This is a genomic window from Amycolatopsis sp. 195334CR (assembly GCF_017309385.1).
In the GTDB taxonomy this organism is placed as follows: Bacteria; Actinomycetota; Actinomycetes; order Mycobacteriales; family Pseudonocardiaceae; genus Amycolatopsis.
Map to the genome: position 1 here is coordinate 2,391,746 of NZ_JAFJMJ010000002.1, position 13,766 is coordinate 2,405,511.

14 protein-coding genes are annotated in these 13,766 nt (G+C 70.9%); 5 read left to right on the forward strand and 9 right to left on the reverse strand.

Annotation, left to right across the window (positions count from 1 at the left end):
- Positions 1 to 20: 20 nt before the first annotated feature.
- Positions 21 to 1,382 carry an NAD(P)/FAD-dependent oxidoreductase gene (locus JYK18_RS33875; RefSeq protein WP_206807476.1) on the reverse strand — a complete coding sequence of 454 codons (1,362 nt, stop codon included), beginning with the start codon at positions 1,380 to 1,382 and terminating at the stop codon, positions 21 to 23.
- 257 nt (positions 1,383 to 1,639) lie between these two features.
- On the opposite strand from JYK18_RS33875, the gene asnB reads away from it, so the two are divergent.
- On the forward strand, positions 1,640 to 3,502 hold the full coding sequence (asnB, locus tag JYK18_RS33880) for an asparagine synthase (glutamine-hydrolyzing) (protein ID WP_206807477.1): 1,863 nt from the start codon (positions 1,640 to 1,642) through the stop codon (positions 3,500 to 3,502).
- A 2-nt stretch (positions 3,503 to 3,504) separates the two neighbouring features.
- On the opposite strand, the gene JYK18_RS33885 is transcribed toward asnB, so the two are convergent.
- Together JYK18_RS33885 and JYK18_RS33890 are read right to left on the reverse strand one after the other, a co-directional pair.
- The gene (locus tag JYK18_RS33885) at positions 3,505 to 3,930 is read right to left on the reverse strand and encodes a pyridoxamine 5'-phosphate oxidase family protein (protein ID WP_206807478.1); all 426 of its coding nucleotides are present in this window, start codon (positions 3,928 to 3,930) and stop codon (positions 3,505 to 3,507) included.
- 40 nt (positions 3,931 to 3,970) lie between these two features.
- Positions 3,971 to 4,510, reverse strand: a complete 540-nt coding sequence (locus JYK18_RS33890) for a hypothetical protein (protein WP_206808345.1) — start codon at positions 4,508 to 4,510, stop codon at positions 3,971 to 3,973.
- Between the two features lie 104 nt (positions 4,511 to 4,614).
- Between JYK18_RS33890 and JYK18_RS33895 the strand changes: the two genes are divergently transcribed.
- A complete protein-coding gene (locus tag JYK18_RS33895; RefSeq protein ID WP_307796178.1) occupies positions 4,615 to 5,334 on the forward strand; it encodes a phosphatase PAP2 family protein in 720 nt (239 codons plus the stop codon).
- Here the strand turns inward: JYK18_RS33895 and JYK18_RS33900 are convergent.
- Positions 5,235 to 5,897, reverse strand: a complete 663-nt coding sequence (locus tag JYK18_RS33900; RefSeq protein WP_206807480.1) for a TetR/AcrR family transcriptional regulator — start codon at positions 5,895 to 5,897, stop codon at positions 5,235 to 5,237. The two genes, JYK18_RS33895 and JYK18_RS33900, sit on opposite strands and share 100 nt — an antisense overlap.
- A gap of 71 nt (positions 5,898 to 5,968) precedes the next feature.
- Here JYK18_RS33900 and JYK18_RS33905 point away from each other — a divergent pair, with 71 nt between their 5' ends.
- Positions 5,969 to 6,862, forward strand: coding sequence for an NADP-dependent oxidoreductase (locus JYK18_RS33905; RefSeq protein WP_206807481.1), 894 nt, complete (start codon positions 5,969 to 5,971; stop codon positions 6,860 to 6,862).
- Positions 6,863 to 6,868: 6 nt separating this feature from the next.
- Here the strand turns inward: JYK18_RS33905 and JYK18_RS33910 are convergent, their stop codons facing one another.
- From JYK18_RS33910 to JYK18_RS33920, 3 genes are read right to left on the reverse strand one after another with little or no spacing between them, the layout of a single operon-like run.
- Complete coding sequence (locus JYK18_RS33910) at positions 6,869 to 7,405, reverse strand: hypothetical protein (RefSeq protein ID WP_206807482.1); 537 nt, start codon at positions 7,403 to 7,405, stop codon at positions 6,869 to 6,871.
- Positions 7,368 to 7,892, reverse strand: a complete 525-nt coding sequence (locus JYK18_RS33915) for a DUF488 domain-containing protein (protein ID WP_307796179.1) — start codon at positions 7,890 to 7,892, stop codon at positions 7,368 to 7,370. The genes JYK18_RS33910 and JYK18_RS33915 overlap by 38 nt, the downstream gene beginning before the upstream one ends.
- Before the next feature lie 9 nt (positions 7,893 to 7,901).
- On the reverse strand, positions 7,902 to 8,240 hold the full coding sequence (locus JYK18_RS33920; RefSeq protein WP_206808284.1) for a nuclear transport factor 2 family protein: 339 nt from the start codon (positions 8,238 to 8,240) through the stop codon (positions 7,902 to 7,904).
- Between the two features lie 77 nt (positions 8,241 to 8,317).
- Between JYK18_RS33920 and JYK18_RS33925 the strand changes: the two genes are divergently transcribed.
- A complete protein-coding gene (locus JYK18_RS33925; protein WP_206807483.1) occupies positions 8,318 to 9,292 on the forward strand; it encodes a YafY family protein in 975 nt (324 codons plus the stop codon).
- Between the two features lie 60 nt (positions 9,293 to 9,352).
- Here JYK18_RS33925 and JYK18_RS33930 read toward each other — a convergent pair whose 3' ends face one another.
- Entirely contained in the window at positions 9,353 to 10,504 is a 1,152-nt protein-coding gene (locus JYK18_RS33930) for a hypothetical protein (protein ID WP_307796180.1), read from the reverse strand.
- Between the two features lie 129 nt (positions 10,505 to 10,633).
- On the reverse strand, positions 10,634 to 12,025 hold the full coding sequence (locus tag JYK18_RS33935) for a KamA family radical SAM protein (RefSeq protein ID WP_206807484.1): 1,392 nt from the start codon (positions 12,023 to 12,025) through the stop codon (positions 10,634 to 10,636).
- A 132-nt stretch (positions 12,026 to 12,157) separates the two neighbouring features.
- Between JYK18_RS33935 and JYK18_RS33940 the strand changes: the two genes are divergently transcribed.
- Positions 12,158 to 13,762 carry an amidohydrolase gene (locus JYK18_RS33940; RefSeq protein WP_206807485.1) on the forward strand — a complete coding sequence of 535 codons (1,605 nt, stop codon included), beginning with the start codon at positions 12,158 to 12,160 and terminating at the stop codon, positions 13,760 to 13,762.
- Positions 13,763 to 13,766: the final 4 nt, after the last annotated feature.

Below are 13,766 nucleotides of genomic sequence, written 5' to 3' on the forward strand. Positions count from 1 at the left end.
CACAGGCCGAGGCGATTGTGTCAGGCGGCGGAAAGTTCGACCATGGTGCGCACGGCCGACTCCAGTGCGTAATTCATCGATCCGCCATTCGGTTCGAACGCGGTGTGCTCACCGGCGAAATGAATCCGGCCCTCCGGTTTCCGGGTGTGCGCCATGATTTCGGCGTGCCCGGTTTCCGGCAGAATATAGGCGCCCTCGATGTAGGGTTCGGTGTCCCAGGCGATCGAGGTGCCGATTTCGAAATGGTCCCGTGCGCCCGGCAACAATGGTTCGAGCTGGTTCAGCGCGAAATTGATGCGTTCGTCCGGGCTCAGCTGCGCGGCGGCCTGCGCCGCCCATCCGGTCAGCCAGCACTCCACGATTTTGCGCGGCCCCGGCGCGCTCGGGGTGGCGTCGCGGACCGTGCAGATCGGGGTGTCCGTGGACAGCATCAGCTTGTCCTCCGGCCAGAACTTCTCCCGCACCTGCAGGAAGACGCGCACCGCCGAGCAGTACCGGAGCCGGCGGATCGCGGCGTGCTTTTCCGCGGACAGCCCGGCCATCGACAGGTTGACCCGGCGCAGCGCGCTGAAAGGCGCGGTGATCAGGACGCGGTCGGCGCTCGCGGTCCGGATCCGGTTGTGGTCGAGGAAGCTGACCTGCGCCTCGTGCTCGTCCTGGGCGACGCGCACCACCGGCTTGCCGTAGTGGATGCGGTCGGTGAGCTGCCCGGCCAGCGCCCGCGCCAGCAGGTCGGTGCCGCCCTTGATCTTGTGCCATTCGGCGCCGGCGGTGGACAGCGCCCGCGGACCGGATTCGTAGCGGGCCCAGGCCATCGCGGACGCGGCCTCCAGCTCGCCGCCGCGCATCTCCAGGAACAGCGGCTCGATCAGGCTGATCGCGGCCGCCGAGGCGCCGCGCTGCTCGAGGATCTCGCGCACGGAGATCCGGTCGAGCTCGAGCAGGCGCGGGGTCGGCGTCCAGGTGAGCTCCACCAGTTCCGGGCCGATGCCCTCGTTGGGCGTGGTGACGTACTGGGCGATCATGTCCTGGATCGACAGCTCGCGCTCGGCCGGGTGCAGGCCCAGCTCGCCGGCGTGCGCCGCGATCCGGTCGGGCCGGATGCGCGTGCCGTTGCGGTGGTAGCTGAAATCGGTGTCGACCAGATCGCTGGGCGCGGTTTCCAGGCCCATTTCCTTCAGGTAGTGCATGGTGTAATGACAATTCTCGGTGACCGTCATCGCGCCGGCTTCCGCGTACAGCCCGTCGGAAAACGGGTGACGCAGCGTTCGCGTCCGGCCGCCCGGGTGCCCGCTCGCTTCGAATACGGTCACCTGAATTCCGCGTTTGGCGAGTTCGAGTGCCGCGCCGAGGCCGGCCAGCCCGGCTCCGACGACGATCACGCTGTTGATGTTTTCGATGGACGGGAGCTTTCCGTCGAAAGCGCTCCTGACGTCCTGTTGTGTTGGCTCCGGCACTGCATTACCTCCGGTGAGCTGCCCCCCGCTCTTCGGTCTGCCGTTCGCTCTTCGTTCAACCTGTACCCCAGTGGGGCGGCCTTGTCGACCACCAGGCCCCCTAGTTTTTCGCGCCGCCGGCGGCGGGGTACTCCGCCGATCGGCGGAAAAGATCGACCGGAAAAATCAACGAAGGGTATGTGATGTGCGGAATCGCGGGTTGGGCCGACTTCGATCGTGATCTCACCGGCGAGGTGGGTGTGCTCCGGAAAATGGTGGACACGATGGCGTTGCGCGGCCCCGACGACGAGGGGCTGTGGGTGCGGCGGCACGTCGCGCTCGGGCACCGGCGGCTGTCGGTGATCGATCTCGACGGCGGCGCGCAGCCGATGGTCACCCCGGAGACCCTGCCCGACGGCACGCCGCTGGCGGCGATCAGCTACAGCGGCGAGGTCTACAACTTCGGCGAACTCCGCGACGAGCTGGAGCTGCGCGGCCACCGCTTCCGGACCAGGAGTGACACCGAGGTGGTGCTGCGGGCCTACCTGGAGTGGGGGCCGGGGTTCGTGGCGCGGCTCAACGGCATGTTCGCCTTCGCCATCTGGGACAGCCGGGCCGAGGAACTGCTGCTGTACCGGGACCGGCTGGGCATCAAGCCGCTGTTCTACTACCCGCTCCGCAGCGGGGTGCTGTTCGGGTCCGAGCCCAAGGCGGTGCTGGCGCACCCGGAGAGCCGCGCGGTGCTCTCGCTCGACGGGCTGCGCGACGTGCTGTCGTTCCTGCGGGTTCCCGGGCAGACGCCGCTGGACGGGCTGTACGAGGTGCGCCCGGGGCACGTGCTGCGGGTGCGGGCGGGCCGCCGGGTCGAGGAGCGGTACTGGGAGCTCCAGGCGTGGCCGCACACCGACGACGTGCCCACCAGCGTGGACACGGTGCGCGGGCTGCTCGACGACATCGTGCCGCGGCAGATGGTGGCCGACGTGCCGCTGTGCACCCTGCTCTCCGGCGGGCTCGACTCCAGCGCGCTGACCGCGCTGGCCCAGGGCGCGCTGAACACCGGCCGTGGTGGCCGGATCCGGAGTTTCTCGGTGGATTTCGCCGGGCACGTGGAGAACTTCGAGCCGGAGGTGTTCCGGGAGGCGCCGGACGCGCCGTTCGCCGCGGAGCTGGTGGAGCACGTGGGTACCGAGCACCGGGAAATCCTGCTGGACAACGCGAAACTGGCCTCATCGAGCGTGCGCGCGGCGGCGTGGGACGCGTGGGATCTCCCGTACGGGATCGGCGACCACGGTCCGTCGTTGTACCTGCTGTTCCAGGCGGTGCGGGGCGAATCGACGGTCGCGCTGTCCGGGGAGTCCGCGGACGAGGTCTTCGGCGGGTACCTGTGGTTCCACGACCGGCGCGCGGTCGAAGCGGACACGTTCCCCTGGCACGCGCTCGGTGAGCGGCCGGTGACCGAGGAGGCGACCGCGTTCCTGCACGAGGACCTGGTCGCCGAGCTCCGGCTTGCGGAGTACATCGACGACCAGTACCGCACGGCGGTGGCGGAGGTGCCGCACCTGGCCTCGGAAAGCCCGCACGAGCACCGGATGCGGGTGGCGAGTTACCTGAACCTGACCCGGTTCCTGCCGATCATGCTGGACCGCAAGGACCGGATGAGCATGGCGAACGGGCTCGAGGTGCGGGTGCCGTTCTGCGACCACCGGCTGGTGGAGTACGTGTTCAACGCGCCGTGGTCGGTCAAGACCTTCGACGGGCGGGAGAAGAGCCTGCTGCGCGCGGCGACGGAGGACCTGTTGCCGCGGTCGATCACCGAGCGGCGGAAGGCGCCGTACCCGTCGACGCAGGATTCGGGGTACGACCGGATGATCAAGCAGGAGCTGGGCGCGGTGGTCGCCGACCCGGACGCGCCGGGATTGCCGCTGTTCGACCTCGACGCGATCCACGCGCACCTGGCGGCGCCGGTGAAGCGGTCGCCGTCGATGATCGAACGGGCGTTGCGCGACGAGACCCCGGTCCGGTTGAACGCCTGGCTGGATTCGTACCGGGTCGGGCTGGGGTGGTGAGCTCAGAACGGTCCCAGGTCGGCGGAGATCCAGTGCTCGGGGCGCAGGAAGATGGCGATGTGCTCGCCGAGCTGGGACCGTTCGAACTCGACGAACCCGGCGACCTTCTCCGGTTCGAGGTAGCGGGCGGCCATCTCCCACGAGCGCTCGTGGCTGGCCGGCGCGGTGCCGGTGACCGGCCCCTCGACGGAGACGTACCGGACGGTCGGCGTGGTGCGCTGGACCATCAGGCTGAACCGCCCGGCGGCCTCGATCGCCCGCGCTTTCCGCGAACGGGGTGGCGTGTGGATCCAGAGCTCCCCGCCGGGTGAGTACTGGTACCAGATCGGCACGGTCAACGGCGCGCGGTCGTCGTGTTCGGCCACCGACAACGCCCCGATGTGGGGTTCGGCGAGGAACTTTTCCCGTTCTTCTCTCGACAACGCCATTCGCCCGAGGCTACCGAGGGGTTCGGGAGGTCGCAGCTTTTCACCGGTGCCAGGGAAACCCGCCGGGGTCGGCGGCGGCGCGGGCGCGCAGCTCGTCGTCGTGGTGGCCGTGGACCTGGTGCAGGAAGGGAAAGTCGGTGGGGCGCACGGCCAGCTTGGCGACCGGCCGCACGGGGACGGGACTGGCTGCCTGGGCCGAGCTGTCTTCCCGCTCGAACGTCGCCGCGGGCAGCAGGTACACCATGCCGTCCCGCCACGGCCGCCGCGCGAGCGTGGCGGCGGTGAGGGAGAAGTGGTACCGCGCTTGGCCGTCGTCGGGCACGCACCCGGTGCACATGGAGAACTCCCCGATGTCGCGGTCGAGGATGGCGTAGAACATCGGCCAGATGCCGTCCGCCGCCGCGAACACCGCGTGCCTGCTGCCGAACTCGGTCAAATCCGGCGGGCGGCGGGGAACGAACTCGGTGATCCCGGGATTTCCCGAGCCGTGCAACACGAGATCCCCACGATCGGCGGCGTGGCAAAGGAACTGCCATTTCGATGCGTCGACCCGGTGCAACCAGTATTCAGCAACCCCCATGCCCCAACCCTAGTTCGACGGCCGAGGGCTGGACGCGTCCCGTTCGGCCGGTATGCCGCTCTTGTTGCCCCGTGGCCGGGAAGCGACGCGGTACTGTCGCGCGCGTGCCGATCGCGCGGGTCCGTCCAGCACTCTCCGAGATCGCCTTGCTGGCGCTGGTGTTCGCGGGCTTCATCTGGCTCCACGGCACCGCGAAGTCGGACGCCGCGACGGCCACCGCCAACGCGCTGGCCCTGCAGTCGCTGGAACGCGCCCTGCACCTGGACATCGTGCCGGGGCTGAACCGGTGGCTGGTCGAGCACCCGGCGCTCATCCAGCCCGCGGTGCTCTACTACCGCCTGTACTACGTGGTGCTGCTCGGTGTTCTGGTGTGGCTCTTCCGCCGGCACACCGAGGTCTACCGGACGGCGCGCCGGACGCTCATCGCGATGGCGGTGCTGGTGCTGCCCGTGTTCTGGGCGCTGCCGATGTCACCACCGCGCTTCGCCACGCCGGGCGTCGTCGACATCATCGCCGAGCACGACCTCTTCGGCGATCATTCCGCGCGAGCGCTCGAAAGCGGTCAGAACGTCTATTCGGCGATGCCCAGCATGCACACGGCGTGGGCGTTGTGGTGCGCGTACGCCGCGTGGCTCGCGCTGCGGACGACGCGTCCGCGGCTGGCGTGGCTGCCGTGGCTGTTCCCGCTGGGCATGATCGCGGTCGTGTTCACCACGGGCAACCACTACGTGCTCGACATCGTGGGCAGCGTGGTGCTGCTGCTCGCCTCCATCGCCGTCGTCGCCGCACTGCCCAAGCTGCTGCCCAAGCTGTCGAGGTCCTGAACCGCCCACGCCGCCTCGATCATCCGGAAGATCTCGTCGACCGCGGCGTCCGGATCGGCGGCCTCGCGGGCCAGCGAATGGGCGTCGACCACGAACCTCGAGATGGTGCGGCAGGCCGTCGTGGCCGCGGGCAGGCCGAATTCGGCGGCGATCGCCGCCGCCAGTGAATCCGCGTGACGCAGCCGCATCGATTCCTCGTACTGCCGCAGGGCGGGGGATCCGTCGACCATGCGCCAGATCGGGGCGGCTTCGGCCGCCGCGCAATGCCGCACCATGGCCCGGATCGCCTCACGCAGCGCGGGGATGAGCGGTTCGTCCGGTGTCCGGTCGGTGACCGCCCGCGCGAGGCTTTGCTCGAAGTTCGCGTCCCGCTCGAACACGAGGGCTTCTTTCGAGGCGAAGTGGGAGAAGACCGTGGTGACGGCGACGTCGGCTTCGGCGGCCACATCGCGGATGCCGACCGCGTCGTAGCCGCGGTCGAGGAAGAGCCGCAGGGCGGTCTCGGCGATCTTCTCGCGGGTCGCGGCCTTCTTGCGTTCACGGCGTCCCGTCGGCGCGGTCATGCGGGTGATGCTATCAGCTTCAAAGTCAAAACCGTTCGAAAAAGCTAACCGTTAGTGTTACGGTCGCCGGTATGAAGAAGATCAGCTTCACCGAGTTCGGTGGTCCGGAAGTCCTGCGGCTCGTGGACGCCGAGGAGCCCCACGCGGGCCCAGGTCAGGTGCGCATCGCGGTGCGGGCGGCCGGGGTGAACCCGGTCGACTGGCGGATCCGCGAAGGCCAGAAGTTGGGCGCCCACCCGGTCGAGCTGCCCGCCGGGGTCGGGCTGGACGCGGCCGGGGTGGTGGACGAGCTCGGCGAGGGCGTCGACGGGGTGCGGATCGGGGACCCGGTGTTCGGGGAGGGCGTGGACACCTACGCGGAGTTCGCCGTCCTGACCGCCTGGGCCCGCATCCCCGAGGGGCTGACGTTCGAAGAAGCGGCCGGGTATCCGTCCGTGGTGGAGACCGCTGTGCGCATCATTCGTGAGGTCGGGGTGGAGGCCGGGCAGACGTTGCTGGTCAGCGGCGCGTCCGGCGGGGTCGGTTCGGCGGTGCTGCAGATCGCACGCGACCGCGGCATCACGGTGATCGGCACGGCCGGTGCGGCGAACCAGGACTACCTGCGCGGCCTGGGCGCCCTCGCCACGACCTACGGCGAGGGCTGGGTCGAGCGGGTGCGACAGCTCGGCCAGGTCGATGCGGCGCTCGACCTGGCCGGTTCGGGTGTGCTGGCCGAACTCGTCGCGCTGACCGGGAACCCGGAGAAGGTGATCACCATCGCCGATCTCGGCGCGGCGGACTACGGCGTCCGGTTCTCCGGGGTGGCCGGGAGCGTGCCGGACGCGCTCGCCGCGGCCGCCGACCTCATCGCGCGGGGCAAGCTCCACATCCCGGTGGACAAGGCGTACGCCCTGCCCGACGCCGCCGCGGCGCACGCCGACAGCCAAGCCGGCCACACCCGCGGGCGGCGGGTCATCCTCGTCTGAGCCTGGTCATCCGCCTTCGATGGTCAGCGGGGTGGTGCCGGTGAGCTGGTTCCGCTGGGTCACGGCGCGGTCGAGCTGCTCGGCCAGCCGCGGGATGCTGCTGGACGGCAGGTAGACCTCGGCGCCGGCGTCGAGCAGGCGGCGGACCGGACCCTGGTGGCTGATGCCGTGTTCGCGGTCCTCGACCTCGGCGATGACCACCCTCGCCGTGGGGAACAGCGAGCGGAAGCCGGCGATCAGCTGCGGGCTGACCGGCGGGGTCAGCAGCACGTCGACGCTCCGGGGCGCGGAGTGCATGTCCAGCACCAGGTAGCCGGGGCCGAGCTGGGCCGACAGCGACGAACGCGCCGATTCCGTCAGCTTCATCGCGGTGGCCACGACGGTGACGTGCTCGGCCGGCGGGGGCTCGCTGCGCTGTACCCGGGAGACCGACGCGATCGGCTCGCCGTTCCGGGTGATGAGCAGATCCTCGCCGGCGCCGAGGCCGTCGATGAGTGCGGTCAGCTCAGGGGGAAGGCGGTCGGCGTCGATCCACTGGGTCACACCACCCGATTGTTCCACCGAGGCGGGCGGCCACGAGCGAACGGTGACAGGCCGCCGCGTCGCGTTCGACGCAGAAGAGGGCGGTGGTGCCCGGGAGTTCGGCGATGAGCGCGCCGAAGTCGTAGCGGTCGAGGATTTCGCGGGTGTAGCGCTCGACGTACGCGGGCGCCAGTGCGACGCGGTTGCGCTTGCCGACGCCCTGGCGGTCGTCCTCGCGGTACTGGAGGTGTCGTAGTTCGGTGGTCGGGGCGAGGTCCTTCACGTGGCGGTAGGCGATGCCCGCCGCGGCGAGCGAGCGCTGGAGCCGCGCGGAGTTCGCCCAGCAGTGGTCGGGGCCGCGGACACCGCGGCGCTGGCGGAGGTCGAGGAGCAGGTCCACGCCCTGCCCGGCCAGCCGGTCGAGGAAGTCGGCGGCGGTGGAGCCGTAGACGCCGATGGTCGTGATGCGCTTCATCGTGGTGTGGCGGTGGGCGCGTGGTGCGCCCACCGCCGTTCCCTAGGGCACGAGCACCGGCTGGTCCACGGCCCAGAGCCAGGACCCGTCCGGCTGGCGGCGGGCGATCTCGACGGTCATCTCCCCGCTGGTCAGCGTGGTGACGGTGAGCGCGAGGTCCCCGCTGACCAGCGCCGGGTGCTGCCTGCCCGGCTGGAGCACCGGCGCCGCGGCGACGAACTCCTCGTAGACCTTGCGGATCTCCGCGTGCCCGGTGGCGAGGTTGCCGGGCGGGAACGCCAGCACGGCGTCCGGTTCGTACAACGCCACCAGGCCGTCCACGTCACCGGCGTTGCCGCGTTCGATGAAGTACCTGGCCAGGTCGTTCGGCTCGGTGGCCACTGTCTTGCTTGTCATGCCGATGAGCCTCGCAGTGAATCACGACATCCTGTGTCGTGTATTCCGGTAAAGTTTCCGTCATGCGCGCGGACCGGCTGGTGTCGCTGGTGTTGTTGCTGCGCCAGCACGAACGGCTGTCCGCGGCGGCGCTGGCCCGTGAGCTGGAGGTGTCCACGCGGACCGTGCTGCGCGACATCGAGGCGCTCTCGGCGGCGGGTGTCCCGGTGTACGCCGAACGCGGCAGGCACGGCGGTTTCGCGCTGCTGCCCGGTTTCCAGACCGAACTCACCGGGTTGAACCACGAGGAGGCGCTGGCCCTGCTGGTCGCCGGGTCACGGCGGGGCGCGCAGGCCTTCGGGCTCGGCGGGGCGCTGGCTTCGGCGATGCGCAAGGTGGTCGACGCGCTGCCCGAGAGCTACCGGGCCACTGCGGCCGGGGCGGCGCGGCGGTTGCTCATCGATCCGGAGACCGACCTGCTCGCCCGGCGGCTGGTCGCCGAGGAGGTGCCCGACGCCGTGGTGGCGGAGGTCCGGCGCGCGGTGTTCGCCGGGCACAAGCTGCGCATCCACTACGCGGCATCGGGCCAGGACGCGCAGTGGCGCACGGTCGACCCGATCGGCCTGGTCACCGCGCGCGGCCACGGTTACCTGCTGGCCACGAAGTCCGGCGCGGACCGCACCTACCGGCTGTCCAGGATCCTGGCCGCCGAGGAACTCGCCGAGCCCGCGCAACGACCGGAGCGCGTCGACCTGGACCGGGCGTGGCAGGAGCGCAGCACCCGGTTCCGGACCGGCGGGGACCAGGTCACCGTGCGGGCCAGGCTGCACCCGGCGCGACGCGGGGAGCTGGCGGGCACCGCGCTGACCCTGCACACCGAGGACCCCGACGACGACGGCTGGCTGCCCCTGGAGGCGACCTTCCAGGACGCGCGGCATGCCGAATGGGCGCTGTGGCAGCTCTCCACGAACGCGGAAGTCCTTGCGCCGCAATGGTTGCGGACTTCCCTGCGGGACCGCGCGGCCGAAGTCGTCAACCGCTACGGGATGCCGTCCTGAGCAACGCCAGCGCCTGCTCTGCTCGGACAACGTCGACGCGGTTCCCGCCCGGTGAGCGGGTCAGTCCGTCTTGTCTCCGGAAGAGGTCCGCGCGGATCGTTCGTGTTCGCGTCGGCGTTGGTTGCGTTCCTGGCGTTCCTGCTCGCGGCGGCCGTAGGTCGCGTTGCGGACAGTCTCTTCGTCTTCCAGGCTCGATCCGAGAGCGCCGGCGACGATCCCCACCGAACTGCACAGCCACACCAGGTTCAGGTACGAACCCACCCCGACCGGGTGTCCCAGGGTCTGGGCGAAGTGGTTGCTGTCGATCAGGACGGCCGCGGCGAGCAGGGCGACCACGAACAGGATCGCGTACATGCAGGCCACCCCGATCGCCAGCGTGGTGACCGTGGAGATGTTGTACAGCAGCGCTTTGCGGCGCTCGGCGGCCTCGGAAGGCCGGTCCCAGAGGTGGTTGTACACGGTCAGCCACACCGTCATGATCAGGATGGTGACGATCGTGATCGCGGTCAGCCGCTGCGGGGACAGGGTGTCCGCGAGCTTCCAGAAGGAACTGGTGATGATGCCGTAGGCGGCGGTGCCCGCCGCTGCCGCGGTGGCGCCCGCCAGGTGCGGGACGAGCCGCCACGGCCGGTTGTCCCGGACCATTCCGGCCAGAAGACGCAGCCGGCCGCGCAGCCCGACCAGGGCGACGCGTGCCGGGGACGAGGTGCGCTCTCGGGGCAGGACCTGCGTGGGGGACAGCACCTCGTGCAACCGTGCCGCGGCACCCCGCTCGCTGCCGACCTCGGGCGGCCGCGCCACGAGTTGCCGCACGACGCGCACCAGCAGCGCTCGCACCCGGCGCCGCACCAGGATGGCGCCGAGCGCGGGCAGCGAGATCATCGCGACCCCGTGCTCGACGTCGACGCCGGCGACGATGGGTTTGGTGCCCGAGCGCCGGGGCAGGTCGGTGATCAGGATCAGCAGGTCCCAGCCGCGGCGCCGCCGGTGCTGTGCGGACAGCGTCCGCATGGGGATGTCGCCGTCCTCGTCCAGTGGCAGTTGGTCGACCTCGTGCTCCACCCGCCACCGCGTGTGGCCGCCCACCAGGGAGTCGAAGCTTTCCGGCAGCTCGTCGGCGATCTTCGTGATCACCTGCTCCGGCAGCCCTTCGTCGGTCAGCACGCCCACGGCCACTTCCCGCGGCGTGCCCATGTGGTTCACCTCGCTCATCGGCGCTCGACCAGTACCGGTCCGGTTACCCCTCGGCGAACCGGCCAAACACCGGCCGATCAGGATCGGCGTTCCCGGCCGGTGCCCTGGAAGCGAGTGCCCTCGCTCCCAGGGCGGTCGCGGCCGGGTTCAGGCGCCGTTCTCCGACCACCACTGGCGGCCGGCTTCGGGCAGGGTGTCGATCGGGTCGTAGTACGGGTAGTGCCGCCGCAGGGCTTCGGGGTCGTCGAGTTCGATGCCGGTGCGGTAGTTCTTGGTCCAGTACGAGATGCCCTTCTCGCGGTCGTACTCGGCGAGCTGGTGCACCCACCGCTTGCCCACGTAGGGCACGTCGCAGACGATGCGGGGCGTGGCGTACCCGGGCAGGTAGCCCATGATCGCGTGCTGCAGCTCCTGCGCTTCGGCGACCGAGACGCGCCAGTGCTCGGCGTTCGGGATCATGTCGCACATGTAGAAGTAGTACGGCAGGATGTTCGCCTCGCCCTGGAGCGCGAAGCACAGGTCGAGCAGCTGCGACGGCGTCGCGTTCACGCCCCGCATCAGCACGCCTTGGTTGCGCACGTCGCGCACGCCGACGTCCAGCGCCGTGCGCGCGGCCTCGGCGACCAGCGGGGTGACCGACTGCGCGTGGTTGACGTGGGTGTGGATGGCCAGGTTGACCCCGCGCCGCTGGGCGGTCAGCGCCACCCGCTGCAGGCCTTCGACCACCTTCGGCGCCAGCCAGTGCTGCGGCAGCGCGGCCAGCGCCTTGGTGGCCAGCCGCACGTCCCGCACGGTCTCGATGTCGAGCACCCGCATCAGGAACGACTCCAGCTGGTGCCACGGCACGTTGGCCACGTCACCACCGGAGACCACCACGTCGCGCACCCCGGGGGTGCGCTTGAGGTAGTCGATCATCGCGTCCTGGCGGTCGACCGGCTTGAGCGTGAGCTTGTGCTTGTCGATCAGCTCGGTGGAGTTGCCGACCAGGTCCATCCGGGTGCAGTGGCCGCAGTACTGCGGGCAGGTGGAGAGCAACTCGGCGAGCACCTTGGTCGGGTAGCGGTGGGTCAGCCCCTCGACCACCCACATCTCCGCCTCGTGCAGCGAGTCGCGTTCCGAATGCGGGTGCGAGGGCCAGACCGGGTGGCGGTCGCTGCGCACCGGGAGCATGTAGCGCCGGATCGGGTCGGCGTAGAAGGCCTCGGTGAACTTCGCCGGGTCCACCCCGGCGTGCGGCGCCATGGTGTTGAGCATCTGCGGCGGCAGCAGCATCGACATGGTGGCCATCTCGCGCTGGTCGGCCAGCAGGTCCTCGTAGAACCGGTCCTCGAGCAGGTCGCCCATCAGCAGCCGCAGCTGCTTGACGTTGCGCACGCACTTGACGCGCTGCCACTGCGGGTCGCGCCACTCGGCGTCGGTCACGTCCCGCCAGCCGGGGAAGCGCCGCCAGTCCGGCTCGACCAGCTCCTCGCGGACGTAGACGTAGGGCTGCTCGACAGCGGCTTCGGCGGGGGCGACAGGTTCCTGGGTCGCAGTCACTTGTACTCCTCGTCGTCGGGAACGCGTTAAATAATCCTGTCACATCATCAATCCAACGTAAAATCTTCTGCCGCTGCGTTAGTGCTTGCCTGCGTGTTCACCTGGTCGGAGCACCGGGCAGACTCTCCGGACGTGACGGAAAGCAGCACGACGCTCCTGCTCGGCGGACGGATCCACACGCCGGGCTCACCCGATGCCACCGCGATGGCGGTGACCGGCGGCACCGTGGTCTGGGTGGGCCAGGACGGCCCCGGCACGGCACTGCACCCCGGCGCCGAGGTGGTCCAGCTCGACGGCGCGTTCGTCGCCCCGGCCTTCGTCGACGCGCACGTCCACAGCACGGCCACCGGCCTGCACCTCGACGGCCTCGACCTGAGCGCGGTGCGCGACGCGGGCGAACTGCTCACCGCGGTCCGCGAAGCCGTCCGCCCTGGCGAAGTGCTCATCGCCCACGGCTGGGACGAGTCGAACTGGACCAACCCGCGCCTGCCAAGCCGCGTCGAGCTGGACGAGGCCGCCGGCGGCCGCCCGGTCTACCTCAGCCGCGTCGACGTGCACTCCGCGCTGGTCTCCAGCGCGCTGATCGACCTGGTGCCCGCGGCGAAGGAGGCCGACGGCTGGTCCGACGCCGGGCCGCTGACCCGCGCCGCGCACCACCACGCCCGCCAGGCCATGCGCGACCACATCACCGTCGAGCAGCGCCGCCGGGCGCAGGAGGCGTTCCTGCGCACCGCCGCCGCCCGCGGCATCGTCAGCGTGCACGAGTGCGCGGGCCCGGACATCTCCGGTGAACAGGACCTCGCCGACCTGCTCGCGCTGTCCGCCGAGCCGGGGCTGCCCGAAGTCGTCGGGTACTGGGGCGAGCCGGGGGCGGTCGAGGTGGCCCGCCGGGTCGGGGCGCGCGGGCTGGCCGGTGACCTGTTCGTCGACGGCGCGCTGGGCTCGCGCACCGCCGCCCTGCACGAGCCGTACCACGACGATCCCGGCCGCGGCACGCTCTACCAGGACGCCGAGGGCATCGCCGCGCACCTGGCCGCGGCCACCGAAGCCGGGCTGCAGGCCGGGTTCCACGTGATCGGCGACGCGGCCGCCGCCGAGGTGGTGCGCGGGTTCGAGCTGGCGGAGAAGCAGGTCGGCCAGCGCGCGCTCGCCGCCCGCAGGCACCGGCTCGAACACCTGGAGATGGTCACCGCCGAGCAGGCCCAGGCGCTGGCGGGCTGGGGCGTGGCGGCCTCGGTCCAGCCCCTGTTCGACGCCTACTGGGGCGGCGAGCAGGGCATGTACGCCCGCCGCCTCGGCGAGCGGGCCGCCGCGCTGAACCCGTTCGCGCTGCTCGCCGCGAAGGGCGTGCCGCTGGCCTTCGGCTCGGACTGCCCGGTCACCGCGGTGGACCCGTGGGCGGCGGTCCGCGCGGCCGTGCACCACCGCACCCCCGGCTCCGGGCTCTCCGCACGGGCGGCGTTCAACGCGCACACCCGCGGCGGTCACCGCGCCGCCGGCGTGCAGGACGGAGTCACCGGCACGCTGCAGCCCGGCGCTCCGGCGCACTACGCGATCTGGGCGGCCGACGACCTCGTCGCCCCCTCGGCCGACTCCCGCGTGCAGCGCTGGTCGACCGATCCGCGGTCCGGGGTGCCCTCGCTGCCGCCGCTGGACCCGGCCGCGGAGCTGCCCCGCTGCCTGCGGACCGTCCACGCGGGACAGATCATCTACGACGACTTCACACCCGGTGCCTAGAGTC